The organism is Streptomyces sp. NPDC054770, assembly GCF_053611985.1.
Genome location: NZ_JBSHBL010000003.1, coordinates 101,231 through 127,305 on the forward strand (window position 1 = coordinate 101,231; position 26,075 = coordinate 127,305).

General features: G+C 71.4%; 25 protein-coding genes and 2 pseudogenes. 7 read left to right on the forward strand and 20 right to left on the reverse strand.

Annotated elements, in window-relative coordinates:
* Positions 1 to 612: 612 nt before the first annotated feature.
* Positions 613 to 1,710, reverse strand: a complete 1,098-nt coding sequence (locus tag ACWGKQ_RS04485) for an FAD-dependent monooxygenase (protein ID WP_453290366.1) — start codon at positions 1,708 to 1,710, stop codon at positions 613 to 615.
* A gap of 104 nt (positions 1,711 to 1,814) precedes the next feature.
* On the opposite strand from ACWGKQ_RS04485, the gene ACWGKQ_RS04490 reads away from it, so the two are divergent.
* On the forward strand, positions 1,815 to 2,750 hold the full coding sequence (locus tag ACWGKQ_RS04490) for a LysR family transcriptional regulator (RefSeq protein WP_453290367.1): 936 nt from the start codon (positions 1,815 to 1,817) through the stop codon (positions 2,748 to 2,750).
* Positions 2,751 to 3,174: 424 nt separating this feature from the next.
* Here ACWGKQ_RS04490 and ACWGKQ_RS04495 read toward each other — a convergent pair whose 3' ends face one another.
* Entirely contained in the window at positions 3,175 to 3,894 is a 720-nt protein-coding gene (locus tag ACWGKQ_RS04495) for an alpha/beta fold hydrolase (RefSeq protein WP_453290368.1), read from the reverse strand.
* A 64-nt stretch (positions 3,895 to 3,958) separates the two neighbouring features.
* On the opposite strand from ACWGKQ_RS04495, the gene ACWGKQ_RS04500 reads away from it, so the two are divergent.
* Positions 3,959 to 4,579 carry a TetR/AcrR family transcriptional regulator C-terminal domain-containing protein gene (locus ACWGKQ_RS04500; RefSeq protein ID WP_453290369.1) on the forward strand — a complete coding sequence of 207 codons (621 nt, stop codon included), beginning with the start codon at positions 3,959 to 3,961 and terminating at the stop codon, positions 4,577 to 4,579.
* Between the two features lie 182 nt (positions 4,580 to 4,761).
* Here ACWGKQ_RS04500 and ACWGKQ_RS04505 read toward each other — a convergent pair.
* Positions 4,762 to 4,991, reverse strand: a pseudogene (locus ACWGKQ_RS04505) (IS5/IS1182 family transposase); the annotation flags it as partial.
* Positions 4,992 to 5,029: 38 nt separating this feature from the next.
* On the opposite strand from ACWGKQ_RS04505, the gene ACWGKQ_RS04510 reads away from it, so the two are divergent.
* Positions 5,030 to 6,028 (forward strand): aminoglycoside phosphotransferase family protein, encoded by a 999-nt coding sequence (locus ACWGKQ_RS04510; protein ID WP_453290370.1) that lies wholly within the window; start codon positions 5,030 to 5,032, stop codon positions 6,026 to 6,028.
* A 92-nt stretch (positions 6,029 to 6,120) separates the two neighbouring features.
* On the opposite strand, the gene ACWGKQ_RS04515 is transcribed toward ACWGKQ_RS04510, so the two are convergent.
* Entirely contained in the window at positions 6,121 to 6,855 is a 735-nt protein-coding gene (locus ACWGKQ_RS04515; protein WP_453290371.1) for an SDR family oxidoreductase, read from the reverse strand.
* A 96-nt stretch (positions 6,856 to 6,951) separates the two neighbouring features.
* On the opposite strand from ACWGKQ_RS04515, the gene ACWGKQ_RS04520 reads away from it, so the two are divergent.
* Complete coding sequence (locus tag ACWGKQ_RS04520; protein WP_453290372.1) at positions 6,952 to 7,293, forward strand: ArsR/SmtB family transcription factor; 342 nt, start codon at positions 6,952 to 6,954, stop codon at positions 7,291 to 7,293.
* Positions 7,294 to 7,375: 82 nt separating this feature from the next.
* Here ACWGKQ_RS04520 and ACWGKQ_RS04525 read toward each other — a convergent pair.
* The 10 genes and pseudogenes from ACWGKQ_RS04525 to xylB form a co-directional block, all read right to left on the reverse strand.
* A pseudogene (locus ACWGKQ_RS04525) lies at positions 7,376 to 7,480 on the reverse strand (IS5/IS1182 family transposase); the annotation flags it as partial.
* Positions 7,481 to 7,569: 89 nt separating this feature from the next.
* Positions 7,570 to 9,093: an aldehyde dehydrogenase gene (gene adh / locus ACWGKQ_RS04530; protein WP_453290373.1), complete on the reverse strand. Its 1,524-nt coding sequence runs from the start codon at positions 9,091 to 9,093 to the stop codon at positions 7,570 to 7,572.
* A 96-nt stretch (positions 9,094 to 9,189) separates the two neighbouring features.
* Positions 9,190 to 10,446, reverse strand: coding sequence for a GAF domain-containing protein (locus tag ACWGKQ_RS04535; RefSeq protein ID WP_453290374.1), 1,257 nt, complete (start codon positions 10,444 to 10,446; stop codon positions 9,190 to 9,192).
* Positions 10,447 to 10,548: 102 nt separating this feature from the next.
* The gene (locus ACWGKQ_RS04540) at positions 10,549 to 11,151 is read right to left on the reverse strand and encodes an N-acetylmuramoyl-L-alanine amidase (protein WP_453290375.1); all 603 of its coding nucleotides are present in this window, start codon (positions 11,149 to 11,151) and stop codon (positions 10,549 to 10,551) included.
* 52 nt (positions 11,152 to 11,203) lie between these two features.
* Complete coding sequence (locus tag ACWGKQ_RS04545; protein ID WP_453290376.1) at positions 11,204 to 12,217, reverse strand: acetamidase/formamidase family protein; 1,014 nt, start codon at positions 12,215 to 12,217, stop codon at positions 11,204 to 11,206.
* Positions 12,214 to 13,701, reverse strand: coding sequence for an APC family permease (locus tag ACWGKQ_RS04550; RefSeq protein ID WP_453290377.1), 1,488 nt, complete (start codon positions 13,699 to 13,701; stop codon positions 12,214 to 12,216). Before ACWGKQ_RS04550 ends, ACWGKQ_RS04545 begins: the two co-directional genes overlap by 4 nt.
* Positions 13,702 to 13,862: 161 nt before the next feature.
* Positions 13,863 to 14,198: an NUDIX hydrolase gene (locus ACWGKQ_RS04555; RefSeq protein ID WP_453290378.1), complete on the reverse strand. Its 336-nt coding sequence runs from the start codon at positions 14,196 to 14,198 to the stop codon at positions 13,863 to 13,865.
* 12 nt (positions 14,199 to 14,210) lie between these two features.
* The gene (locus ACWGKQ_RS04560; protein ID WP_453290379.1) at positions 14,211 to 14,354 is read right to left on the reverse strand and encodes a hypothetical protein; all 144 of its coding nucleotides are present in this window, start codon (positions 14,352 to 14,354) and stop codon (positions 14,211 to 14,213) included.
* Positions 14,355 to 14,455: 101 nt separating this feature from the next.
* Positions 14,456 to 15,664, reverse strand: a complete 1,209-nt coding sequence (locus ACWGKQ_RS04565; protein ID WP_453290380.1) for an ROK family protein — start codon at positions 15,662 to 15,664, stop codon at positions 14,456 to 14,458.
* 47 nt (positions 15,665 to 15,711) lie between these two features.
* A complete protein-coding gene (gene xylB / locus ACWGKQ_RS04570) occupies positions 15,712 to 17,157 on the reverse strand; it encodes a xylulokinase (RefSeq protein ID WP_453290381.1) in 1,446 nt (481 codons plus the stop codon).
* Positions 17,158 to 17,371: 214 nt separating this feature from the next.
* On the opposite strand from xylB, the gene xylA reads away from it, so the two are divergent.
* Positions 17,372 to 18,538: a xylose isomerase gene (gene xylA / locus ACWGKQ_RS04575; RefSeq protein WP_453290382.1), complete on the forward strand. Its 1,167-nt coding sequence runs from the start codon at positions 17,372 to 17,374 to the stop codon at positions 18,536 to 18,538.
* Positions 18,539 to 18,721: 183 nt separating this feature from the next.
* Positions 18,722 to 19,273: a hypothetical protein gene (locus ACWGKQ_RS04580; protein ID WP_453290383.1), complete on the forward strand. Its 552-nt coding sequence runs from the start codon at positions 18,722 to 18,724 to the stop codon at positions 19,271 to 19,273.
* A 30-nt stretch (positions 19,274 to 19,303) separates the two neighbouring features.
* Here the strand turns inward: ACWGKQ_RS04580 and ACWGKQ_RS04585 are convergent, their stop codons facing one another.
* The 3 genes from ACWGKQ_RS04585 to ACWGKQ_RS04595 form a co-directional block, all read right to left on the reverse strand.
* Entirely contained in the window at positions 19,304 to 20,644 is a 1,341-nt protein-coding gene (locus ACWGKQ_RS04585) for an esterase-like activity of phytase family protein (RefSeq protein WP_453290384.1), read from the reverse strand.
* A 186-nt stretch (positions 20,645 to 20,830) separates the two neighbouring features.
* Complete coding sequence (locus ACWGKQ_RS04590) at positions 20,831 to 21,739, reverse strand: aldo/keto reductase (protein ID WP_453290385.1); 909 nt, start codon at positions 21,737 to 21,739, stop codon at positions 20,831 to 20,833.
* Positions 21,740 to 22,144: 405 nt separating this feature from the next.
* The gene (locus tag ACWGKQ_RS04595; RefSeq protein ID WP_453290386.1) at positions 22,145 to 23,404 is read right to left on the reverse strand and encodes a lipase; all 1,260 of its coding nucleotides are present in this window, start codon (positions 23,402 to 23,404) and stop codon (positions 22,145 to 22,147) included.
* Positions 23,405 to 23,759: 355 nt separating this feature from the next.
* Here ACWGKQ_RS04595 and ACWGKQ_RS04600 point away from each other — a divergent pair, with 355 nt between their 5' ends.
* Positions 23,760 to 23,942 carry a hypothetical protein gene (locus tag ACWGKQ_RS04600; RefSeq protein ID WP_181809683.1) on the forward strand — a complete coding sequence of 61 codons (183 nt, stop codon included), beginning with the start codon at positions 23,760 to 23,762 and terminating at the stop codon, positions 23,940 to 23,942.
* 70 nt (positions 23,943 to 24,012) lie between these two features.
* On the opposite strand, the gene ACWGKQ_RS04605 is transcribed toward ACWGKQ_RS04600, so the two are convergent.
* The 3 genes from ACWGKQ_RS04605 to ACWGKQ_RS04615 form a co-directional block, all read right to left on the reverse strand.
* Positions 24,013 to 24,852, reverse strand: a complete 840-nt coding sequence (locus ACWGKQ_RS04605) for a hypothetical protein (RefSeq protein WP_453290387.1) — start codon at positions 24,850 to 24,852, stop codon at positions 24,013 to 24,015.
* Between the two features lie 160 nt (positions 24,853 to 25,012).
* Positions 25,013 to 25,318, reverse strand: coding sequence for a hypothetical protein (locus ACWGKQ_RS04610; RefSeq protein WP_453290388.1), 306 nt, complete (start codon positions 25,316 to 25,318; stop codon positions 25,013 to 25,015).
* Between the two features lie 132 nt (positions 25,319 to 25,450).
* Entirely contained in the window at positions 25,451 to 26,050 is a 600-nt protein-coding gene (locus ACWGKQ_RS04615) for a class I SAM-dependent methyltransferase (protein ID WP_453290389.1), read from the reverse strand.
* Between the last annotated feature and the right edge of the window lie 25 nt (positions 26,051 to 26,075).

The following is a 26,075-nucleotide window of genomic DNA, read 5'->3' on the forward strand; positions in this document are numbered from 1 at the left end:
GGCTGGAATGCCACAGTCCCACACATTCAGGTGACAACAAATCGCCTAGCAACTCGCATACCGCCCTCTAACGACTCCCGGCTGAAGGTGCGGCAGGGCAGGCTTTGCCGAATGTCCGCCGATCTTGTTCCTGATGACCTGTGGGAGCGGATAGTTCCGTCGCTCCCACCGCGGTGTTCTCGGCGGTACCGCAATTCTGGGCGACTGCCGGTACCGGACCGAGTTTCTCCGGCCGGCATCGTCTGCGTGCTGCGGTAGGGCGTCGCATGGCGGGATGTTCCTGCTCAGGTCGTCGGCTGCTCAGGGGTGACCAGTCGGCGTCGGCTTCGGGACTGGACCAAGGCCGGCTGATGCCGCTGCTGGAAGCGATCCCACGTATCCGGGGACTGCGCGGTCGCCCCCGCAATCGGCCCAAACGGCTGTACGCCGATCGCGGCTACGAACGGCTCGGGCCTTAGGCCGGCTCCAGCAGCCCCTTCGTAGTCGCGTCATGCCCGGTTCATGATGACGTGCCAGGTCGGCAGTCCAGCCTTCACCGGTTCCGCAGGCATCCCGGCTTGTGCCGGCCCGTACGCTGTTGGGCCGAGCGGCCACGTCAGCGGCCGGGCCGACTCAGGTGGCGGGTGCCGTGGTCAGCATCCAGTGGCTGAAGTCGGTGTACCGCAGCGCGAACTCGGCGGCATCAGTGGCTTGTTCGACGGCGACGGCGTGCTCGCGGACGTCGTCGAACCGGGCGGTGCGGGCGGCCTCGTACCGGACGAGTGCCTGGGGCAGATGAGGCTCGGCAGACAGGACGGCGCGCAGGACACCGGCGTCCTCGATGCCGAGGGTGCCGCCCGCGGCGATGTGCGGGGACAGGCCGTGCGCGGCGTCCCCGATGAGCGCGATCCGCTTGCTCGTCCAGTACGGCAGCGGAGGGACGAACATGATCTGGTTCTCCAGGATGGCGTCCTCGGGGGTGGCGGCGATCATCTCCAGGAGGTCGTCGTGCCAGCCCGCCTCGGCCAGGTTCCGGGCGCGGTGCAGGGCACGCTCCCGCTTGCTGCCGGTGAGCGGGCCGGCCTCGAACTGGTTGACCATCCACATGGTCTGCCCCGCCGCGACCCGGGCGTACCCGCCGCGGGTGCGGTCCCGGCCGACCGTGAGCACCGAGCCCTGCGGATGCTCGTCGCCGGCGGGCACGATCGCGCGCCACGCGTAGTGTCCGGCGTGCTCAACGGCGTCGCTGCCGGGTACGAGCTGGGCCCGTACGCGGGAGTACACACCGTCCGCGCCGATCAGCAGATCCGCCCGCAGTTCCTCGCCGTCGGCGAGATGGACGACGACCTCCGACTCCTTCTCGGTGTACCCGGCCACGCGGGCGTCGAGGCGGATCCGCTCCCGGCCGACGGCATCGGCGAGCAGGCTGTTCAGCGCGGGTCGCGGCACGAGCAGGAACCGGTGGTCGCTCGCGCTGGAGCCGGCGGCGCGTATCGGGCGGCCGGCGGCGTCGAAGAACCAGGTGTCGATCTCACTGCCCATGCCGCGGACGGCCGCGCCGATGCCGATGTGGTCGAACTCCCGCAGCGCATTCGGCCACAGGCCGATGCCCGCCCCTGCGGCTCGTACCTCCGGTGCCTGCTCAAGGACCGTCACGTCGTGTCCGATCGACTGGAGAGACGCCGCGGTGGTGAGCCCGACGAGGCCGCCTCCGGCGATGACAGTGCGCATGACTCGCTCCTTCCGTTACCGGCACCGGTCGGCGCCCGACATCCAGTGAAGGCCTGGCAACAGATAACTTCAAATGCATACTTCTGATGCCTAGGATTACCTGCATGCATCTGGATCTGAACCTGCTCACCGCGCTGGACGCCCTGCTCGACGAGGGGAGCGTCGGCGCCGCGGCCGACCGGCTGCACCTCTCGCAGCCCGCCATGAGCCGCACGCTGAGCCGGATCCGGCATGCGACCGGCGACGAGATCCTGGTCCGCGCCGGGCGTTCGATGCTGCCCACGCCGTACGCCGAGCAGATCCGCGAGGAGGTCCACCACCTGGTCACCCGCGCCCAGGTCGTCCTCGCCCCGACCGCCGAGGTGGACCCCGCCACGCTGGAGCGCACCTTCACCCTGCAGTGCAACGACATCGTGGCCGGCGCGCTGCTGCCGCGTCTCGCCGCCCCGCTCGCCGCCACCGCGCCCGGCGTCTGCCTGCGCGTGCTCGGCGAGGCCGCCGCCACCGTGGACGAGCTACGGCGTGGCTCGGTCGACCTCCGGATCTCCGACGAGACCCCGGACCACGCCGACACGCGCTCGGTCACCCTGCTCACCGACACGCTGGTCGTGGTCGGCCGCCGGAAGCTGCCGCACGACCCCACGACCTGGCAGGGCCTCGCCGCGCTGACGCACGTCGTGGTCTCCCGGCGCGGTCGCACCCGCAACCGGCTCGACGACCTGATGGAGCGTCACGGCCTGCGTAGAAAGGTCGCCTTCACGGTGCCGACACTCGCCCTGGCACTGCGCACGGTGGCCGCTCGCGACGACCTGATCACGGTCGCCACGACGCTGCTCGGCACGGACTCCCTCCCCGCCGGACTACGCGCCTACCCCCTGCCGGAGCCCGCCGAGCCCGTCCCGCTCGTCGTCGCCTGGCACGCCCGCCACGACCGCGACGCCGGCCACCGCTGGCTCCGTGACCTGACCACAAGGACCCTCACCGCCCTCACGCACGTCCCGGACCCCGCCGGCACGGCTCCGCTCGACGGCCCTGCGTAGCCGTGGCCGCGTCGTCGGTCAGCCGATCCTGTCGGTCAGTCCGACGGACAGTAGGTCGCCCGGTGCTGGTCCTCGGGGCGATGATCACCTCGCGGTGCCGACACCCCCGTGGAAGCCGTCATGGGCGTCGCCGGGCAGAACGCCGCGAACGCCAGGCGCCACGCCGGCAGCGACAGGGACCGAGCTCCCTTCCTGGACAACGCCGCCGAACAATGGGCGCAACTGGGCCCCAGCCGGTACCCGTTCGTATACGCGGCGACGACACGGTTGCGCGAGCACGATGACCGCGATCAGTTCATCGCCTGCGTCGACATCTTCCTGCCCGGCATCGCGGCACAGAGCCAAGAGCTGATCCGGTCGTTGCTCCCGGCATGGGTGGGGATCGGCGGAGTGGGAGCGGCTGCGACCGTTCTTGGCGCACAACTCACGCAGTCACGACGCGCAGGAGGAGGTCGGCGACGGCTTCGGGCTCGGTGATCATCAGGTCGTGGCCGGTGTCGATGTCCCACAGCCGGCCGGCCGTACGGGCGGCCTCCAGGTCGGCCGGGTCGCGGTGGGGCAGGGTCGACGTGCACACGATCAGAGTCTGCGGGATGGTGCGCAGGCTCGCCTCGTTCGCCAGGCGCAACGGCTGTGCGAAGCACTTCCAGGGGTGGGGAGTGAGCTTCGGTTCCAGCCAGGCGATATCGTCCGGATCGGTCAGGCCGTAGTGCGGCATGGGTCCCTCGCCGGGGAAGTTCACGAGTTCCACACCGTCGATCACCCGGGTCGAGGCGCGGGAGGCCGTCATGAGCTCCGGTGCGAGGTCGACCAGGGACTGGCCGTTCGCTGGTGTGGCGGCGTCCAGGTAGACGAGGTGGCCGACGCGGTCGGGGGCACGGTCGGCGACGCCGGTGACGACCATCCCCCCGTAGCTGTGGCCCACCAGGATCACGTCGTTCAGATCCTCGTACCGCAGGACCTGGACGACGTCGGTGATGTGGACGTCGAGGTCGATGTCGGGGCTGCGCAGATGCGCTCGCTCGCCGACGCCGGTCAGGGTCGGGGTGAACACGTCGTGGCCGGCCGAGCGCAGGATGCGGGCGACGCGTTGGTAGCACCACCCGCCGTGACTGCCGCCGTGGACGAGTACGTACGTGGCCATGGAGAGCCTCCTGTCCAACACCTGTCGGATATCCATCAGGTGTGGGACAGGATACGGTCGACGTATGCCAGCGCAACCCCCGGACCGTCGTGTTCTTCGTTCCCGTGCCGCCCTCGAAGCCGCTCTGCGCGAGCTGGTCACCGAGCGGGAGCTGAGCCAGATCTCTGTCGCCGACCTCACCAAACGCGCCGGCGTCAACCGGTCGACGTTCTACGAGCACTACGTGGACGTCCATGATCTGGCCGTCGCCGCGTGCACCGCGACCTATGACCGGTTGGTGGCCGTCGCGCCGATTCCGCGCGGGCCGGTCGACCCTGACGGCGGGACGTTGAGCAACCCCATGCCCGGGTTGTTCGCCCACGTGGCCGAACACGCACCCCTCTACCGGGCCCTCCTGTGCGACGAGGGCAGCGCCCGGATGATCAACCACCTGCTCCACCGCATCGCGCTCGCCGCCCGCATCAGCCGCGGCCTGACCGACGAGATTCCGTCCGCTGGAGCCGACCATTCCGCCGAGGCACCCCATGACCCGGTCGCCGCGTTCATGGCAGGCGCCGTCCTGGGCACGGTCATCGACTGGCTGCGCCGTGGCTGCCCCGGCACACCCGAGGAGATCGGCGCTGCGATCTGGCCGTACGCCCTTGCCTGCGCGGAGGTGTCGCCCAGCCCGACACGAAGTGCGTGACCGGCTCACCAGCCGGACCCGCCCGCACTCCCCTGCAGCCCACGTCCGCCCGGGCCCCGGCCGGGCGGAGGGCACCGGTTGGTTCGGACGCATCGTGCAGTCGTTCACGAACCCGCCGGCCACAGACCTGTTGGTCATCCCGCCAGGACGTCCCGGACAGCGTTGCGGCCGACAGGACTCCCCGGGATCAGGGCCTGGCCGTCGTGGAGGTTCGCCGCGGAGACACCGATCGACAGAAGCAGGCCGCCCCGGGAACCGAGTTCGTCCAGGACCAGGTGGTGGAGCTTGGCTCGCACGCGGCCTCGGTCCACTCGGTGAACCGGCGGAAGGCGGTCACCCCCGACAGCCTGAAACCCGAGGACAGTTGGTTCCAGGTGCAGCCGGAGGTGGCCACGAAGATGACCGCGGAAATCGATGGAGAACTGGCGGGCGCGGTGCTGGGATGGCGCGATGCAACGTGACGCGTCGATGGTCGTGGACCGGGGCCAATACCAGGATGCGGTCACGCCCTGGGAGCAAGAGGCCTGGCGAGACGCCGCCCTCGGATGGGCTGAGCGCGAGCTCACCGCTCGCGGCCTACGCGAGACAGGGCAACGGAGAGTGCGACTACGACCGTGGTCTGTGCTGTTGCGCATGTCGGTTGAAGAACACAACGCCGTATGGTTCAAAGCCAACCCGCCCGCCAGTGCCTTCGAGGCGGCGCTGACCTCAGCTCTGGCCCACTGGGTGCCGGAGCACGTACTGGAACCACTCGCCGTCGATGTCGACCACGGCTGGTCGCTGCTTCCCCACGGCGGCGAGCTGTTCAGGGACGTGCTCAACCGCAGCCCCGCCGATCCACGCGCCTGGGAGGAGCCGCTGCGCCGGTACGCGAGCATGCAGCACGCGCTCGTCCCGCACACTCAGGAGATCGAGCTGCTCGGTGTCCCCAGCGCACGTACCACTGCGCTTCCTGACCTCTTCGACCGAGTCATCGCGGAGAACACCACACTTCAGTCGGACGACCTCAGCAAACTGTACGAACTCCGGCCGCGTCTCGTGAACTGGTGCACGGAACTTGCCGACGTGGGCATCGCTGACTCCCTCGACCATTCCGACCTGCACGACGGCCAGCTGTTCAACCCAGAGCCAGATCGATTCACGTTCTTCGACTGGGGCGACGCTGCGGTCTCCCACCCCTTCTGCAGCTTCCTGGTCCCGGCCCGGGCGGCCAGTGCACGATACGGGTCCGAAGTGCTGCCACGGCTACGGGACGCTTACCTGGAACCCTGGACGGGAGGTGGTCGGACGAGCGCAGAACTGCGACGCGCGGTGACTCTGGCGTGGCGACTGAGCGCTCTTGGCCGCGCGTGCTCCTGGGGCCGTCTCTTCCCCGGAGCAACCACAACCACAGGCGCTGCAGAAAGCGCCGACTGGCTGCTGCAACTCTTCGCCGAGCCACCGATCTGAATGTCGGGGCCGCCGGCCGCAGCTTGCCCGCCTGCGCTCTTCTGCTCGGTCAGCATCAGGGGCCAAGTGACCCGCGGTGGCCCCGCCCCGGGTCAGGCGGTGAAACCGCCGTCGATGGAAAGGCTGGCCCCCGTGATGTAGCCGGCCTCTGGGCCGGCCAAGTAGGAGACCAGTCCGGCGATCTCATCCGGGGTCGCAATGCGGGACAGTGCGAGCCACTGGAGCATGGCGTCCGCGGCCGGGCTGTCGGCCGACATGCGATCGTTGGCGGTGGGGCCGGGTTGGATGTTGTTCACGTTGATGCCCCGCGGGCCCAGGTCCCTTGCCAGGCCGCGCACCAGTCCGGCGATGGCGGCCTTGGTCATGGCGTAGGCGGCGCCCCCGGCGAAGGGCACGCGTTCGGCAATCATGCTGCCGATGGTGATGATCCGTCCGCCCTCACCGAGGTGGGAAAGTGCGGCCCTGATGACGTGGAGGACACCGCGCACGTTCACATCGATCATCCGATCGATCTGTTCGGGTTCGAGTTCCTCCACCTGGCCGGCACTGGCGACACCGGCGCTGCTGACAAGAACGTCCAGGCGCCCGAAAGCAGCGGCTGTTCTTTCAACCGCTGCCGTGACCGCGTCTGGATCGGCGGCATCGGCACGAAGACCCAGCGCACGTCCGCCAGCGCGTTCGATCTCCCGTACGACCTGATCCGCACGGTCCGGCGAAGCCGAGTAGGTGAGTGCCACCCGCAGACCATCGCTGGCCAGGCGCCGGGCGATGGCCGCTCCGATGCCGCGGGATCCGCCGGTGACCAGGGCTACCTTCTCGATGCTCATACTGAGCCGCCTCCGTTGGGGAGCCATCATGTCGATAGTCATCGAACACTACGATGATCATCGACATGACGGCAAGCCTCCACTACGCTCGCCAGAGTGAGCACGCCGATCGAGACACCGCACCCGAACTCGGCCGACCTGCGGTTGGCCACAGTCCTGGCAGCACTGGCCGACCCCGCGCGACTCAGCGCCGTGCGCGCCTTGGCCGCGATAGGCGAATCACCATGCACGGAGTTGCAGCAGGCGGCGGGGCTCACCATCAGCCGGTCGACCTTCTCCCACCACCAGCGGGTGCTCCGCGAAGCAGGCGTCCTCAAGGTCCGGGTGGACGGGGCCCGGCGCATGCTCAGCCTGCGCAAAGACGATCTCGACGCCTACTTCCCCGGCCTCCTGAACGCGGTGCTCGCCACCGCCCCGGAACGTATCGGCACGCGGTGACTCGGACCGCCAGGCCATCGCCTTTTCGACGGCGGCGGGACAACTCCTGCGCCGATACTGGTGGTTGTCCCGTCCGCTCGCACCGGTCCGGATGCCGCTTGCGCCCCGGATGCCGGGTCCGCCGTTCGACTCTGGGCAACAGCGGCTCGACCACCGCCCACAACTCGTCTTGGATGTCAGACAGCAGCTTGAAGGACCCGATTGACTACAGCGGGTACCTGTCGTATCGGGTTGCCTGGAGCCCAACGATGCCTCCAGGCAACCCGACTTGAGGCTCTAGAAGAAGCCAAGCTTCTGAGGACTGTAAGAACAAAGAATGTTCTTCGTCTGCTGGTAGTGGTCCAGCATCATCTTGTGGGTCTCTCGGCCGATCCCCGACTGCTTGTAGCCGCCGAACGCCGCGTGCGCCGGGTACGCGTGGTAGCAGTTGGTCCACACCCGACCCGCCTGGATCGAACGACCCGCGCGGTAGGCGGTGTTGATGTCGCGGGTCCAGACGCCCGCCCCGAGGCCGTACAGCGTGTCGTTGGCCATCTTGATCGCGTCGTCGAAGTCGTCGAAGGACGTCACCGAGACGACCGGACCGAAGATCTCCTCCTGGAAGATCCGCATCCGGTTGTCGCCCTCGAAGATGGTCGGCTGGACGTAGTAGCCGCCCTTCAACTCACCGTCGTAGTCGATGCGTTCGCCGCCGATGAGGACCTTCGCGCCCTCCTGTCGGCCGATGTCCAGATAGGAGAGGATCTTCTCCAGCTGGTCGTTGGAGGCCTGGGCGCCGATCATCGTGTCGGTGTCGAGCGGGTGACCCGGCTTGATCAGGCGGGTGCGGGCGACCGCCGCCTCCATGAACTCGGCGTAGTGGCCGCGCTGGACGAGGGCCCGGGACGGGCAGGTGCACACCTCGCCCTGGTTGAGCGCGAACATCGTGAAGCCTTCGAGGGCCTTGTCGCGGAAGTCGTCGTCGTGCGCCCACACGTCGTCGAAGAAGATGTTCGGGGACTTGCCGCCGAGTTCGAGGGTGACCGGCTTGATGTTCTCCGAGGCGTACTGCATGATCAGCCGCCCCGTGGTGGTCTCACCGGTGAAGGCGACCTTCGCCACCCGCGGGCTGGACGCCAGCGGCTTGCCCGCCTCCACGCCGAACCCGTTGACGATGTTCACCACGCCGGGCGGCAGCAGGTCCGCGATCAGGCTCATCCAGTAGTGGATGGAGGCCGGGGTCTGCTCGGCGGGCTTGATGACGACCGCGTTCCCGGCGGCGAGGGCCGGCGCGAGCTTCCAGGTCGCCATCAGGATGGGGAAGTTCCACGGGATGATCTGTGCGACGACGCCCAGCGGCTCGTGGAAGTGGTACGCCACCGTGTCGTCGTCGACCTCGCTCAGCGAACCCTCCTGGGCTCGGATCGCCCCGGCGAAGTACCGGAAGTGGTCGATCGCCAGGGGGATGTCGGCGGCCAGCGTTTCGCGCACCGGCTTGCCGTTCTCCCAGCTCTCGGCGACCGCGAGCGGTTCGAGGTGGGCCTCCATCCGGTCGGCGATCTTGAGCAGGATGTCGGAGCGCTCCGCCACCGACGTACGGCCCCAGCCCGGCGCGGCCGCGTGCGCAGCGTCCAGCGCCCGCTCCACGTCCTCGGCGGTACCCCGCGCCACCTCGGTGAACGGCTGCCCGTTCACCGGCGACGGGTTCTCGAAGTACTGCCCGCGGGCCGGCGGCACCCACTCGCCGCCGATGAAATGGTCGTAGCGCGCCTGGTAGGAGACGATCGCGCCCTCGGTGCCGGGCGCCGCGAAACGGGTCATGGTGGCCTGCCTCCTTGCAGATGCGCTGCCCGCCGTTGGGCAGCTCTCGGCGCGGAGGCTAGGGGAGCGGACGTTGCGAACACGTTGCGCCGCAGGTCAGCCGGCCGGCGCCGCGAGCTCCGCCTCCAGGGCCGCCAGCCGGGACCGTACGAGCGCCGTCGGCCGCACCGCCGCGAGCGCCCGCCACACCTCGACGTCGTCCTCGCCCCACGGCGCGTGCGCCCAGTCCGCCAGCAGATCCGGGTCCTGACACCCGATCAGCGCGGCCCGCAGCCCGTCCGCCAGCCGCCGCCTGAGCCGTACGACCGCGGGCGCCTGCGAACCCGGCAGCAGGGGCCCGGTGTACGCGCCCGCGGCCGCCGTCACCGCCCCCGCCTCCAGCCGCCGCTCCACCACGGTCGCGTCCGACTCGACCGGCGCGGTCAGCCGGTACGGCCGGGAGGCGAGCAGTCCCGGGCCCAGCAGTCGGCGCAGCCGGACCAGTTCCGCTCGCAGTGTCACCGGCGTCACCGACTCGTCCTCGTACAGCGCGCACAGCAGTTCATCGCCGGTCAGCCCCTCCGGGTGGCGGGACAGCAGTACCAGCAGCTCGCTGTGCCGGCGGCCGAGCCGCAGCCGGCGGCCGTCCAGGCGGAGCTCGGCCTCGTCCCGGCCGAGAGCCGTCAGCGCAGGCTCCTCGTCGGCGGGCACCGGCGGATCGAGCAGCGCCAGCTGCGACTCGGCGGCCCGCGCGACCGCCTGGACGAAGCCCAGGCTGTGCGGGTGCGCCAGCCGGTCGCCGCCGGTGATGTCGACGGCACCCAGCACCCGTCCGGTGCGCGGATCGTGCACCGGGGCCGCCGCGCACGTCCACGGCTGCACCCGGCGGATGAAGTGCTCCGCCGCGAACACCTGCACCGGCCGGTCGACGGCCACCGCCGTCCCCGGCGCGTTGGTCCCGACCGCGGCCTCCGACCAGCGGGCGCCCGGCACGAAGTTCATCCGGTCCGCCCGGCGCCGGGTCGCCGGATGCCCCTCGACCCACAGCAGTCTGCCGTCCGCGTCGCACACCGCCAGCAGATGCTCGCCGTCCGCCGCGAACGTGCCCATCAGCTCCCGGAACAGCGGCATCACCCGGGCCAGCGGATGCTCCGCCCGATACGCCCCGAGGTCACCGTCCGTCAGCTCCACGTGAGCCGCGCCGTCCGGCCCCACCCCGGCCCGCGCGGAACGCCGCCACGACTCGGCCACCACGGACCGCACCGGGCGCGGCACGGTGCCCGCCGTGGTGAACGTCTCGTGCGCCCGGCGCAGCACCCGGACGCGCTCGGCAGGGTCGGCCCCCGGCTCCAGGGCCACCCACGGATCGGTCAACTCGGCCTCCCGACGGCGATGCGGCTGGGGACATCGTCACTCGGGGTGTTCGCGCCGACAACCGTTTCGACCGGCCTCCGTGCGGGGGCTGCCCCACCGGCCTCACTCCGCCTGGCCGACCAGCCTCATGTAGCGCACCCAGTCCCAGTGCTTGCCCGGATCGGTGTGGTCGGTCCCCGGCACCTCGACATGGCCGATCACGTGCTCCCGGTCCTTCGGGATGCCGTATCTCTCGCAGATGGACGCCGTCAGCCGCGCCGATTCCTTGTAGAGGGCGTCGGTGAAGTACTCCGGCCTGTCCACCCAGCCCTCGTGCTCGATGCCGATGCTCCGCGTGTTGTAGTCCCAGTTCCCCGCGTGCCAGGCCACGTCGTACTCCCGCACGCACTGCGCGACATGCCCGTCGGCCGAGCGCACCAGGTAGTGCGCGGACACCCGCTTCTTCGGGTTCTGGAAGATGGACAGCGTGCCGGCGTACGACTGCTGCGTGACATGGATGATCACTCGGTCGATCGGGTACTCGTCGGGCCGCTGGGCCGGTGTCTGGTTCTCGCCGCTCGCCGCCTGCCACTCGGCCGACGGATAGTCGACGACCCCGGTCCGCGCGCCCGCCCGGCCCGCGGGGAGCAGCGCGTACGGGACGGCGGCGAGGGCCGCGCCCTTCAGGAGCCGTCGCCTGCTGGGGAGCGGTCGTGCCCGGTCCATGGATGGGTGCCTTTCGGAAGCGTGCTCGAAGCACGGGGGAGTCGAGGGGCGGTCAGCGGCCCAGGGCCGCCGCCGTCTCGCGCAGTCGCGCATGCAGTCCGCGGTAAGTCTCGCGCGCGGGCAGCCACTCCTTGCGGAGCTTGGCCACACACGTGTAGTTGGTGTCGCACACATTGGCCAACGGCGATTCCACCGTCTGGGTTGCGTACTGGTAGGCGTCGAGTTCACCGAACCCGTAGTCGCGCACCAGCCACTGCACCAGGTCGAGTTGCGATATCCGGAAGGCGTCCTCCAGGGGACGCGCCGACCCCGTCGACACGATGTGCGTGTCCGACTCCAGCCGGGGCCACGGCGTCGCGATCCCCTTCAGCAGTTCCACGATCACCACGGTGTTCATCGCGCACTCCACCGCCACCCCGCAGGTCTCGCCCTCGCCCTGCCGGGCGTGTCCGTCGCCGAGACTGAGCAGTGCGCCCTCGACGTTGACCCCGAGATAGCAGGTGACGCCGGCCCGCATCTCGGGCGTGTCCATGTTCCCGCCGTGCGCGTCCGGCACCAGGGCAGAGCGCACCTCCAGGTTCGCGGGCGCCACCCCGACCGTGCCGTGCATCGGGTCCATCGGCAGTTCCAGCTCGATGTCGTTCTCGTGCGCCCGGAACAGGGCCGTGCGCCGGGCGCGGTCCAGCTGCCAGATCCAGACCTTCTCCGGCAGCGGCGGCTGGAGGCCGGCCGTGGTGTGCGTCGAGGTGAGCGCGCCGAACAGGGGGACCGTCGTCGACGCCGCCCAGTCCCGGGCCGGTTCGATCGACACGAAGTGCACGGCCACCGTGTCGCCCGGCTCCGCGCCCTCGATGTGGAAGGGCCCGGTCTGCGGGTTGAGGAACGGGAACTCGCACACCTCGGACACCAGGTCCTTCTCGGACCGCACCCGTCCTGCGAAGCAGTCCTCCGTGTACAGGTCGAGGACCGTGCCGGGCGCGATCCGCGCCACCGGCGGCGCCCCGCCGAACGTCCAGGCATACTCGTCCGGTCCGGGCCGGACGGTGAGGATCCGGGGGTCGGTCATCGCGGTGTTGCTCCGTTCTGTGCGGCGCGGGTGCCCGAGGTGTCCTCTTCGAGGTGGACCCGCGCGGTCTCGGCTATGCGTTCGGGGTGACGCCGGATCAGCACCAGCAGGACGACCGCCCCGATCGCCATCCAGACGCCGACCACCGGACCGGCGTAGGACACCGGGGCGGTCAGCTTCGTCACGAAGTCGAAGACGGGCAGCCCGGCCGCGGTGAGCAGGGCGGGGACGAAGGCCGCGATGCCCAGCAGCGGCAGGAGCAGGTGCCGTACGGGTTTGAGGGACGGACGGCCGCGACGCAGGAAGTAGCCCGCGCAGGCCAGGTTGACGACGATGTAGACACCGATGGCGACCGTCACGATCACCGTGGCCAGCAGCAGGAACCCGGTCACCGGGTCGTAGCCGAAGCCCAGCCCCAGCACGGCGCCGACCGCCACGACCGTCTGCACCGCGATGCCGGCGACGGGGGAGCGGTACCGGGGGTGGAGCGTGGCGAGGACGCGGGGCAGGACCCGGATGCGGGCCAGCGCGAAGGCCGTCCGGGTGGACACGTTGGCGCAGGCGTTGGCGTTGGCGATCGTCGAGTTCACGACCGCGAGGAAGACGAGGACCCAGAAGAATCCGAAGGAGGCCCGGGCGACGCCTTCCCAGGACGCCTCGCCCGCCGCCCCGAAGGAGGCGAACCTGTCGGGGCCGAAGTACACGGTCATCGCATAGGTCGTCAGTACGTAGAACAGGCCGATCCCCAGGGCCGCGCCGAGCACCGCGCGGTGCATGGTACGGCGTGGGTCGCGGGTCTCCTCGGCAAGCGGCGCGGCCGCCTCGAAGCCGGCGAACGCCAGCACGGTGTAGACGGAACCGGCGAAGACCCCGCTTACCCCTCCGTAACCGTCCGCCGTGTGCGAAGTACCGAACACGGACAGGGTGTTGTGCCCGCCGGCCCTGATGATCAGCCACCCGGCGAAGACGACGAACACCGCGATCTCGAAGACCCCGAGGACGGTCCCGAAACGGGCCGAGGCACGCACCCCCAGATACCCGGCGACGGCGATCACGGCGGCGCCGGCCAGCGCCCACGGCCACCACAGGCCGGCCGGGTAGGACGCCCACTCCTCGTGCAGGGTCCCCGCCGCGGTGAACCCGAGCTGGAGCAGCAGCAACGGCGGGACCAGCGCCTCCACGAACACATAGCCCCAGCCCACCAGGAACCCCACGGCCGGATGCAGTCCCTGCGCCGCATACGTGGCCACGGAGCCCGCGGCGGGCAACTCCCGTGCCAGCTCGGCCACGCACGACGCGGTGAACAGGCAGGCCACCAGAGCGATCACCACGGCCAGCGGCAGACTGCCCCCGGCGAACGCCGCCCCGGACGGAATGGACGCGGCCACCGCGGCGGCGGGCGCCATCGCCGTGATGCTCTGGAACAGCACCTCCCGTAACCCCACCGCATCCCGCCGCAGCCCCACGGCCGCCTCTCCCGACATACGTCCCCCTGACGTGCGTGTTCCCCTCGTGCCGGCGGATGCCTCGCGTGAATCACGGTACGGCGCATGCGGGTTGGGCAGAAGGGCGCCCGGGGGTTCCGTGGACGGAGCGGCGACTGTGGATAACCGCATCACCTGAACGGGCGAAGGGAGTGCGAGCCTCACACGGGCTCTCCCTCGCGCAGGTAGACGCAGGAATCCGAACTCGCCGCCGAATGAAGCGCGACGAGGGCCGAGAGCGGCGCGACGAGCGGCGTCGCCGCCAACTCCTGCGGGGAGAACAGCGCATACCGGTCGTGCTCGTCGCTGAGCCGTACCACCGTCTCCTCGGCGAGGATTCCGCCGTCGAAGAAGCAGTCCAGCACGGGGCCGGTGCCGTCCACATCGGCCCGATGGTCGATACCGAGCAGCCTGAGCGTCGGACCGAGAACGATGCCGGTCTCCTCCAGTATCTCCCGCCGGGCCGCGGTCAGGGGATCCTCGCCGTGGTCGAGCATCCCGCCCGGCAGTCACCACTCGCCCGCCACCGGCTGGCCGGGGCCGTACCGCAACAGCAGGACCCGGTCACGTTCGTCCCGTACGAACACGCATGAGGCGACGAGAGCCTGGGGCTGGGTCCTGATCCACTCCTCGCGGGGAACCCACTCTGCCACGCCAACCTCCCGAAGTCCGAAGGAACTTCAAGGTGACTCCCCACGGCGCGGCCGCCCCGAACCAGTGGGCCCGAAGGCGGAGACTTCCGGTCACGTCTCGGTCAGACCCGCTCAGCCACGGTCGCCGGATCGTCCAGGACGGCCCTGACCACCGAGTGGGCCGCGCCCAGGAGCGGGCCCTCGTGGCCCAGGCGGGAGACGGAGACCGGGCAGGCGGGGCCTGTCGTGCGGTCGGCCAGTTCGGCTTCCAGGGACGGGAGCAGCCAGGGCGCGAGCCCGGCCAGGGCGCCGCCCAGGACCACGGCCTCGGGGTCGAGGAGGTTGACGGCGCCGGTCAGCGCGATGCCCAGGGCGGTACCGGCGTCGTACAGGGCGCGTCGTACGCCTTCGTGGTCCGCGCCCGCCTGGCGCGCGAGCACGCCCACCGCGTCCTCCCGCGATGCGAGGCCGGCCGCACGCAGCACCGCCTCCTCGCCGGCGTACTGCTCCAGGCACCCGCGTCCGCCACAGGCGCAGCGCGGGCCGTCGGGGTGGACCGGCACATGGCCGAGCTCGCCCGCGAACCCGCGTTTGCCGCGCAGCAGTTGTCCGTCCACCACGACGGCGGCGCCGATACCGATCTCCGCGGACACGTGCAGGAAGTCACGCGGCGTGGCCTCCCCGAGCCACAGCTCGGCCAGGGCACCGAAGTTGGCCTCGTTGTCCACCGTCAGCGGGAGGCCGGCGGGCAGCAGCGCGCCGAGGTCGGTGTCGTGCCAGTCGAGGTTCGGGGCGTGCACGACCGTGTGCCCGTCACGGGCCACCAGGCCGGGGACGGCGACCGCGAGGCCGGCGGGCCACAGGCCGTCCCGTTCCGCGTCCGCCACCACCCGCCGGACCAGCCCGGTCAGCTCCTCCACCACCGGGCGCGGATCCCGGCCCCGGTTCGCGCCGTGCCGCACGGCACGCGCGCGTACCTCGCCGCGCAGGTCCACCGCGCACACGGCGAGATGGTCGACCCCGACCTCCGCCCCGACCCCGGCCGGACCGTGCCCGCTGACCGCGAGCGCCGAACCCGGCCGTCCGACCCTGCTGGGCCGCTCGGGGCCCAGCTCCTCCAGCAGCCCCCAGCGGATCAGCTCGTCGACGAGGGTCGACACGGCCGCCCTGGTGAGGCCGATGCGGGAGGCGACCGCGGCCCGCGACAGCGAGCCCTCCGCGCTGACCGCGTGCATCACGCGCGCGAGGTTGCGCCGGCGCATGCCCTGCTGGGTGTCCGGCAGGGCACGGCCGGTAGCCGTCGGGCGGGCCTCGTGCAGCGGTGCGGTCATGCCTCCATCGATCCTCTGGACTGTCCGGTGCTGATCACCGGTGCCGATCAGCGGTCCTCCGGCGCCCGTTCCAGCAGCGGGGCCGCGTCGGAGAGTACCCCGGAGATCCTGGCGAGCGTCGCCGCGTCCCACTCCACCGCGTCCAGCACCGGCCCCGCGGCCGTGTTCCAGCGCCGTGCCACCGCACCCGGGTCCTCGCCGGTGAGCAGCCCGGCCGCCTGCGCGGCCGCACCGAGGGCGACCAGCTCCTTCGCCTCGGGCACCTGCACCGGCCGCCCCGACAGCCGCCGTACGGTCTCCTGCCAGGCCCGGCCCCGCGCACCGCCGCCGATCAGCAGCAACGGGGTGGTGCGGTCGGCGTCCTCGTCGAGCACCAGGTCCAGGGCGCCCAGCAGGGCGTGCACGGCGCCGTCGTAGGCGGCCTGGAGGAGCTGGCCCGCGGTGGTGTCGTGGCGCAGGCCGTGCAGCAGTCCGGAGGCGTGGGGCAGGTTCGGGGTGCGCTCGCCGTCCAGGTACGGCAGCAGGGTCACGGAGGCGCCGGGCTCGACGGCCTCGCGGTCCAGGCCGAGGAGTGCCGCGATCCGGTCGACCGCGAGTGTGCAGTTCAGGGTGCAGGCCAGCGGCAGCCAGTCGCCGTGCGCGTCGGCGAAGCCCGCGACGGTGCCGGTCGGGTCGGCGGGGCGGTGCTTCGAGACGGCGTACACCGTGCCCGACGTGCCGAGGCTCAGCACGGGGGTGCCCGGGCGCAGCCCGAGCCCCAGCGCGGCCGCCGCGTTGTCACCGGTGCCGGGTGCCACCAGGGTGCCCTTGGAGAACGGCAGGTCGTGACTGTCGCGCACGGTGCCGGCGACCTCGCCGGGGCGGACCACCCGGGGCAGGAACGCCGGGTCCAGGCCCACGTGCGCGAGGGTCTCCTCGTCGTACGCCTCGGTCGCCGACGCCCACCAGCCGGTGCCGGAGGCGTCGCCGCGGTCGGTCGTGCCCTGCCCGGTCAGGCGCTCGGTGAGGTAGTCGTGGGGGAGTCGTACGGCCCTCGTCGCGCGGACCGCCTCCGGCTCGTGCTCCGCCAGCCACGCCCACTTGGTGACCGTGAACGAGGCGCCCGGCACACTCCCGGTGCGCTCCGCCCAGGCCTTCGGGCCGCCCAGCTCCTCGATCAGCCGCTGCGCCTGGGGCGCCGAACGGACGTCGTTCCACAGCAGCGCGGGCCGCACCGGCTCGCCCCGCCCGTCCAGCGTGACCAGGCCGTGCTGCTGCCCGCCGATCGACACGGCCGCCGCCTCGTGCGCAGCGTCCCCGCACTGGCGCAGCGCCTCGCACAGCGCGTCCCACCACTGGCGCGGATCACTCTCGCGGCCCGCCCCCGTGGTCACGGTGTGCGGCGCCTGGCCGCTCGCCACCACCTCGCCGGTGGCGGCGTCGACGACCAGCGCCTTGGTGGACTGCGTGGACGTGTCCACGCCGACGACGAGCGGACCCTCGGCTGCTGACATCGGCTCTCCCTTTTTCCGCGGCTCGCGCGTGACTGACCTGCAGTTTTCCCGGTTCGTCGGGGTGTCGCGACCCGGTTTTCGCCCTGCGGGGACATGGTGACCCTTCCCAGGGACGCGTCGGCATACTAATTTGTAAACCGCGATGACGAAATAGTCGGCACGACAGTCATCCAGCGCAGACATCGAGCACAGCCCCCGAGCAAGGAGCCGCGGCATGAGCTTCCAGCCCACCCCCGAGGACAGGTTCACCTTCGGCCTGTGGACCGTCGGCTGGCAGGGAAGGGACCCGTTCGGCGACGCCACCCGCCGCGCCCTCGACCCCGTCGAGACGGTCCAGCGCCTGTCCGAACTGGGCGCCCACGGTGTGACGTTCCACGACGACGACCTGATCCCCTTCGGGTCCTCGGACACCGAGCGCGAATCGCACATCAAGCGCTTCCGCCAGGCCCTCGACGCCACCGGCATGAAGGTGCCGATGGCCACCACCAACCTCTTCACCCACCCGGTCTTCAAGGACGGCGCGTTCACCGCGAACGACCGCGAGGTGCGCCGCTACGCGCTGCGCAAGACCCTCCGCAACATCGACCTGGCCGTCGAGCTGGGCGCCGAGACGTACGTCGCCTGGGGCGGCCGCGAGGGCGCCGAGTCCGGCGCCGCCAAGGACGTGCGGGTCGCCCTCGACCGCATGAAGGAGGCCTTCGACCTCCTCGGCGAGTACGTCACCTCCCAGGGCTACGACCTGCGCTTCGCCATCGAGCCCAAGCCGAACGAGCCGCGCGGCGACATCCTGCTCCCCACCGTCGGCCACGCCCTCGCGTTCATCGAGCGCCTGGAGCGCCCCGAGCTGTACGGAGTCAACCCCGAGGTGGGCCACGAGCAGATGGCCGGCCTGAACTTCCCGCACGGCATCGCCCAGGCCCTGTGGGCGGGCAAGCTCTTCCACATCGACCTCAACGGCCAGTCCGGCATCAAGTACGACCAGGACCTGCGCTTCGGCGCCGGCGACCTGCGCGCCGCCTTCTGGCTGGTCGACCTCCTGGAGAGCGCCGGCTACGCGGGCCCGAAGCACTTCGACTTCAAGCCGCCGCGGACCGAGGACCTCGACGGAGTGTGGGCGTCGGCCGCCGGCTGCATGCGCAACTACCTGATCCTCAAGGACCGCGCGGCCGCCTTCCGGGCGGACCCGGAGGTCCAGGAGGCCCTGCGCGCCTCCCGCCTGGACCAGCTGGCCCAGCCGACCGCCGCGGACGGCCTCCAGGCGCTCCTCGCCGACCGCACGGCCTTCGAGGAGTTCGACCCGGAGGCGACCGCCGCGCGCGGAATGGCCTTCGAGCACCTCGACCAGCTGGCGATGGACCACCTGCTGGGCGCCCGGGGCTGAACACGCACGCGCGCGTGCGGGCTGCCTGTGAGCGGACACCCGCACGCGCGTGTGCCGTCGCTCCTGCCTGCATGGCCGGTTCTCACCGGAAATGCTCCGGAATCGTGTGTTCCAGGGCATGAGTCCGTGCCAACTCCCGTGCGGGGCTCGCGCGATGACCGGATCGCGGTGACTCTTGGCGGTATGGCCATGCCGCCCGTACCGCCACGACCGCCCGGCCCGCCGGATGGCACTCCGCCTTCCGGCGGAGGCTACGACCCGCCTTCGTACGGGGGTTTCGGACCGCCCCCGGACGACGGCTTCGGTACGTCCTCCGGCGGGGGCTTCGGCCCGCCGCCGGACGACGTGTTCGACGGGCGGCGGGCCGGCTTCGGCGCCCCGCCCGGCGACCAGGACCCGCCCACCGCCGTCGGCTGGATGCCGCCACGCCCACCGGAGCCGCCCCGCCGGCGCAGGGGCCCGCTGTTCGCGCTGCTGGTCCTGCTGGCGGCCGCGGTGGCCGTGGCCGTCGTCGTCCTGATGGCGTCCGGCGGCGATGGCTCGACCGGCGAGAAACCGGCCACGAGCAGCCCGAGCCCGTCCGGCTCGGCGCGCCCCTCGTTCAGCCTGCCGACCGAGCTGCCCAGCAGCCTGCCGTCGAGCCTGCCGAGCGGACTCCCTTCGCAGTGGCCCTCGGAGCTGCCCAGCGAGCTGCCGAGCGGCCTGAACTCCCTGCTGCCTTCACTGCTGGGATAGCCACAACCCCTTGGGTCACAACCCCTTCGGTCACAACCCCTTGGGCAGCCGGACGTACACCAGGGTCGTCTCGATACCGCTGTCGACGAGGCGGCCCTGGGCGTCGAACGCGTCCGCGCCGTCCGTCATCCCGAAGTCGTTGTCGTTGATCAGGGCGAGCGTGTCGTGGTCCACACGCGCGATGCCCTCGATCTTCAGCGGCACTCCGGTCACCGTGTTCAGGTCGACCACAAGACGCTTGCCGAGCACCGGGACGCCGGCGGCGGCCGGGTCGTCCAGCTGCTCCAGCGACGGGGACGTGGCGGTGTCGTCATAGGCGCCGCCGAGGATGTCCGACCGACGGTCCAACCTCACCACCTCCAGCCGCGCACCCTTGTCGGTGCGCTCCTCGACCAGCAGCCGGTCGCCGCCGACGGCCACGATCGACGAGATCTTCAGCTCGGAGGTGTCGTCCTCGCTCGGGTCCACCACGTTCACCGGCTCGAAGCGGTAGGCGTATTCGGCCGTGACCGCCTTCTTCCGGGGTGAGAAGCGCAGCAGTCGGGTCGTGCGCGAGGCGTCCCCGGCGTCCCCGTCGGGCAGTGAGAGCGGGCTCTGGAGGGCCATCACGAGGTCCCCGTCGGGCAGCAGGGCCAGCCCCTCGAAGCCGCGGTTGATCTTCCGGTGCAGGAAGACGGACGGCAGCGCCTCCACCACCGGGTAGTCGGTGCCGGTGAGGTTCAGCCCCTTGGGCACGTAGCGGGTGAGCACCTTGCCGTGCGCGGAGACGTGGACCAGCGACGGGCCGTACTCGTCGACGAGCCAGAAGGTACCGTCCGCGGCGCGCACGATGCCCTCGGTGTCCAGGCCGTTCGGGTTGTACGACAGCGCCGTCTTCGCGTCGTAGGAGTACGGCGCCTCGTCCCGGCTCGCCTGGTTGGACAGCCCGGTGACGGCCTTGCCGGAGGACGTGGTGACCGGGATCGCGTCGATCACCTTGATGGCGTCGCCGGAGACGCGGATCTTCACGATCGCCGGGTCGAAACCGGGCACCGGGAAGGTCCGGCGCTTCTTCCCGTCCACCTTGATCTGGCCGTTGGGGCCGCGGTCGGTGACCGTCCAGTATTCGCCCTTGCGGCCGGCCGGGTAGATGTCGCTGCCGATGCCGCCGAGGTCCACCCCTCGGTCGTTGTCCACGCTGCCCGGGAGCAGCGCGTTGCTGAAGGTGCCGAGCGGGATGTCGCCGAGGGTGGCCGTGCGGGTGACGTGCGCCGAGCCGGACGACGAGGCCTCGGCCGTGCCCGCCGCTATGAGCGCGGCGGCCAGGGCCAGGGGCAGACCCGTCGCGACGGAACGGTGGACGCGGCGGCTGCCGGCGGCGTGCGGGGACATCAGGCCTCCTGGTGACAAATTCGTTGGCAGCGGCCAGAGTTGGGCCTCGGAGGGAACACTGCCCGACCATCCGGTGAACGGAGGGCGACCGCCGCTCGGCGGATCATCGCTTTTCGGCGCCCCTGGACGCGGACTGCCGGATTCCGCAGCCCACAGCCCGCATCCCGGCTTCCGGCAGTGGCGCCGCTAGGCTCCCGTCGGCCGCAGCGAGGTAAGGCGTGCCATCTCGTCTTCCGAGAGATGCAGCGTGCCGGCCGCTACGTTCTGCGCGAGGTGGTCCGGATCGCCGGTCCCCGGGATCGCCAGCACGTGCGGACCCTGCTGCAAGGTCCAGGCAAGCCGGACCTGAGCGACGGACACGCCGTGTGCGCGGGCGACGGCGCACACCGTCTCGTGGTCGTCGGCGGCCGGACCCGCCTCGCGCCCGGGACCGGAGATCGCGAAGAACGGGACGAAAGCGAGGCCCAGTTCACCGCAGAGTCGCAGAAGTGCCCGGTCCTCGCCCGACGCACCGATCCCGTAGGGGTTCTGCACGCAGACGACCGGGGCGATGGCCCGGACCTCGGCCAGCTGCTCGGACGTGACGTTGGAGACGCCGAGGTGGCGGATGTACCCGGCATCGCGCAGTTCGGCCAACGCGCCGAAGTGCTCGCCGATCGAGCCGGTCCGCCGGCTCGGGGGTACGCGCAGGTTCACCACGTCCAGGTGATCGCGACCGAGTTGCCGCAGGTTCTCCTCTACCTGGCCGCGCAACTGCGCCGGATCCGCCCACCACCAGGCGCCCGAGGGATCGCGGCCTGGCCAGACCTTGGTGGTGATGACCAGGTCCTCCGGGTACGGCGCCAGAGCCCGGTTGATCAGCTCGTTGGCGGAGCGCGTCGCCGAGAAGTAGAACGCGGCGGTGTCGATGTGGTTCACGCCGAGCTCGATCGCCCGCCGGAGCACGCCGATCGCCCGATCGCGGTCGCGCGGCACGCCGCGGTCGAAGGGCGCGGTACCCGTCAGGCGCATCGCACCGAACCCGACGCGGTTGACGGTCTGGTCACCAAGCTGCCAAGTACGCGTGGCAGGCGCGGTGTTCGTCCGTGAGTTCATGACATGGATCTCCTCTTGTGGTTAGGAACAAGTGCCGATGCGTGAGGCGCGGCGCGTTCTAGGTCGCGCGGCTGCGAGAACCTCGAAGCGGGCCCGTCAGCGTCGAGGCAGGCGGGCCCCGGGCATGAAAAAAGCCTCCCCGGCGGATCGGAATCCGCACCGGGAAGGCTTACGTGAGACCAGCATTCTAGCAGGACCGGGCGTCCAGCCGCAGGTCGTCGGATACGGGGGCTTCGAGCGCGGGTGTCCCGGCGGTAGAGGGATCAGGCGCGCTGGTCGAAGTCCTTCAACCGCGACTTCGTGCGTTCACCACCCGGCGGACGGCAGAGCGTGGTCGCGGGTGATTCGGGCGAGCCGTACCGGCACCGCTGTGGCCCCCGGCACGGCAGCTGCTGGCGCCTGCCCTCAGCGGAGCGTCCGGAACCACCGCACTACGGCGGCGGTTCCCGCCTGCTGGGAACCGAGATGGCGGGAACCGCCGTAGTCCGGGGTGCCGAGATCGACCTGCGGGGCGTCGACGCCGTGGGCGCGCAGGGCGGCGTGGCAGTAGTCCGTGTTCGTGTTGACGGCCTGCTCGTCCCCTTCGGCGTAATAGAGCCTGACCGGAGCCCGCGGCACCCAGTCGGTGCACACGCTGTCCGTGATGCGCAGGGCCGCCGCCAGCCGCCCGGTGGGGTGGGCCAGCATCGCCCGGCCCCGGGCGGTGAGCAGCGCGTCGAGGGAGTCCGGGGTGCCGGCCATGACCTCCTGACCGGTGTGCGTGCCGTCCAGCAGGCCCTCGATCGTGCGGTCGTACGGCTTCCGGAACACCTGGGCCGGTGTGTCGTACAGGTGGTGCAGGCGGTTGAAGGCGACCAGGAACAGCGCCGTGTAGATCACGCTCACCTTCGGGTCCGTCTGCCCGGCCAGCAGCGCCGGCAGTGCCGCGTCCCGGAACGCGTAGGCGCCGCTGACGGGTGCCACGGCACGGATCCGGAACCAGTCGTCGGCCCCCTCCTGGAGCGACCGGGCCAGCCCCAGGGCCGCCGAGGCGCCCTGGGAGAAGCCGGCGGCCAGCACCCCGCGGCGCAACTCCCGGCCCTGCCGCGTCGCGACGGTACGGGAGGCCCGCAGCACGTCCAGGGCGGCCGTCGTCTCCGAGGGCACGTCCATCCAGGCTTGTGGGCCGGGCCCCAGGCCCATGCCGAGGTAGTCGGGGAGCACCGCGGCGAACCCGGCGGACGCGTAGGTCAGGGCGGGTGCCTGGCCCCAGACTTCGTCCGAGACGGAGGCGACGTCGCCCTTGAACAGTTCGGTGCCGTGCGTGAACGACACCGTCCGCAACCGTCGTTCACCGCTGCGCGGCAACGCCAGCAGCCCGCTGGCGGTGGTGGGCCGGCCGTGCGGATCCACCGTCCGGTACACGATCCGGAAGGTGTCCAGGCCGTAGCGCACGGCGCCGGTGTCCCAGGCCCCGTCCTCGTCGCCCACCAGTTCGGCCGCGACCTGCCGGGCGGTCAGCGTCCGCAGATGTTCGACAGACACCACTGCGCCCCGCGGCACGTGTGCCCCCACCGGGGCGACGGCGGCAGCCGCCGGTGCGCCCGATCCCTGCGCGACCACGGCCGTCGCGCTGCCCGCCGTCAGTGCCACCGACACCGCCGGAATCACCAGTATCCTGCTCATTCGCTTCATACCGTGACCGTACGAATCCCCGCGGCCACCGACCATCCGGCCAACCTGCCTGTGCGGGTGGGGTTTTCCTCCGGGTTTCCCGCAGGGCCGAGCCGCCCTCGAACGTCCGGCGCGGCAATCGACCGGGAGTGGTTACGCTGAGAGCGGGACTGCTTCACAATCTGTTCGACCCGATGAGCGCAGGTGGTCGGCGGTGGTCGTCGGTGGTCATCGGTGGTCATGGGTACTCAGGGGCCAGTAGGGGGCGCTCGTCAGGGATGTCTCAGGGTCGCGGTCCGGAACCGCGGGAGGCGCGGGCCCGTTTTCAGATCAGAGAGCGGCAAGGGCCGCGAAGGAGGCGACGCTGATGTCGAAGAACGCGAAGATCGCCGCAGGAGGTGTGGCGGTCGGGCTCATCCTGCTGATATGGCTGCCCTGGTGGGTGACGTTCCTGATCGTGGTGGGCGTCCCGGTGGCCGCGTACCTCACCCTCGACCCCTCGCAGCGGCGCAGGCTGCGCCGGGTCACGCGCAAGGAGATCGGTCGCTGAGCCGCCGTCCTGGGGCCGCGTGACCCGCCGCCGCCTTGGCGGCGATGGGCGGGATGCGGCCCAGGAGGGCTCACAGGGGCCGTACGGCAATCTTGTCTAGGGCTTCCAGGAGGCCGGGGAGCTCGGGGCCCCGGCCGACCGGCAGGACCTCGCCGGGTTCCTCGTCCAGGAGCACGAAGGCGATGTCGTCGGTGCGGGCCACCAGCGACCAGCCGGGCCCGTCGGCGCGCAGCGTACGGGCGTCGCCCGGGGCGAACGAGGAGCGGATCCGGCCCAGCGGCGGTGGCGCGTCCACATAGGCCCGAGCCTCGGCCAGGACGCGCCGGATCCCGAGGTGGCCCTTCGGGGCCGCCTCGGTGTCCCCAGAGGCCTCCGTGGGCGCTTCCGGGGCCTCGGCTGCCGGTGGCGGGAAGTGGTCTTCACCGATCTGCTCCCGCCAGATCGCCCACTGGAGGGCGATCTCGTCCGCGCCCAGCCGCCGCTGCGCCGGGCCCCAGGAGGTGGTGTCCGGCGGCGTCAGCGCGGCGCGGTCCGTCATCTCCGGACCGGGGTCGTGCGGAGCGGGCACGTTCGGGGCCGCCACGGCGACCGCGAGCGGCCAGCCGGGCAGCGCGGCGACCACGGTGCGCTCGTCCGGCGACAGGTCGTACTCCATGCCGCAGTCCCAGGACGCGATCGCCACGGCGACCAGCGAGACGTCGTCGATGACGACCGTCCAGCGTGCTCCTTCGCCGTCCTGGCCGAGCACCAGGCCGTAGCCGTCGGCGAGCGGCATCAGCTCCAGCGCCGCGCAGGCCTCCGGATAGTCGTCGCCCAGCACGCTCGGAAACTGCGCGGGCGTCAGCAGCACCGCCGTGAGCACGTACAGTGCCTCGTCCGCGGCGACGGCCTCCTCGTCGGTTCCGGCCATCCCTGCCTCCCCAGTGGTTCGTCCAACGGCGCGCACCTTAGTGCGACGGGAAGGCCGTTGTCACGACCGGCCACTACACCCGGAGCTGCAGTTTTCCACCGGGACGGGACGAAACGACCTCGGTGGCGCCCAAGAGCGACGATCTCTTCGTACCGAAGGGTCAGACCACGGGCAGTCCGAGAAGATCGCGTGCCACCGTCGCCGGCGACTCGTCACGCTCCCGGGCCAGGGTGATCACGGCCCGGCACGCCAGCTCGGTGACCCCGAACGACAGCGCCTCCGGCGACACCCAGGCCGCCGCCTCCTCGATCCGGTCCTGGTCGTCCTCCGCCCGGGCCGCGACATAGACGGCCGCGGCCTCGAACAAGTTGTGCGTGCGGCGCTCACGGCTCGCACGCCGCTCCGGCACCTCCGCGCCCCCGGCGCCTCGAAATCTGCCTGCGTACTTGCGGATCCGGTCGAACACGCGGGCCCCTTTCCCCTGCCGCCGCCGAGCATGTGGCTTCCTCTGTCGAACCTAGAGTTGAAGCTCCGGCAACAGAAGAGGGCACCGCCCGGGCGCCTCGACCGGCCCCGGCGCACAGCGGCCAGTCGCCGGCTAGCCTTCGCGGACCGCCAGCGCCAGGAACCGGGCGTCCTCGTCCACGTACGACGTCATGCGCCAGCCCGAACCGGCCAGCAGCGGGCCGAGGTTGCCCTCCGCGCGCAGGTCGTCCGGCGTGATCTGCCGACCCTGGCGAGCCGCGAGCGTGGCCCGGCCGATGGGGTGGAAGAGGGCGAGGGTGCCGCCGGGGCGGACCACGCGCGCCAACTCCCGCAGGTTCTCCGCCGGGCGGGGCAGATGGGCGATCAGGCCCGCGGCGAACACGGCGTCGAGGGACGCCGACCGCACCGGCAGCATGGCGACGTCGGCGAGCAGCAACTGCCCGGCACGGTCCCGGCCGGCCCGCCTGGCGGCCTGGAGCATCGCCGGGGTGAGGTCCATCCCGAGGACCACGCCGCTGGGCCCCACGGCCCCGCGGAGCGGCGGCAGGGCGCGCCCGGTGCCGCACCCCGCGTCGAGCACCCGGTCGCCCGCGCGCAGCCCCAGACCGGCGACGGCGGCAGCGTACGCGGGACCGTCGTCGGGGAATCTGCCGTCCCAGTCGGCCGCCCGCGCGGTGAAGAACTCCCGGACATGTGTGTGGTCATCGCTCATGGTCCGCATGATCCCTCACCGTCAC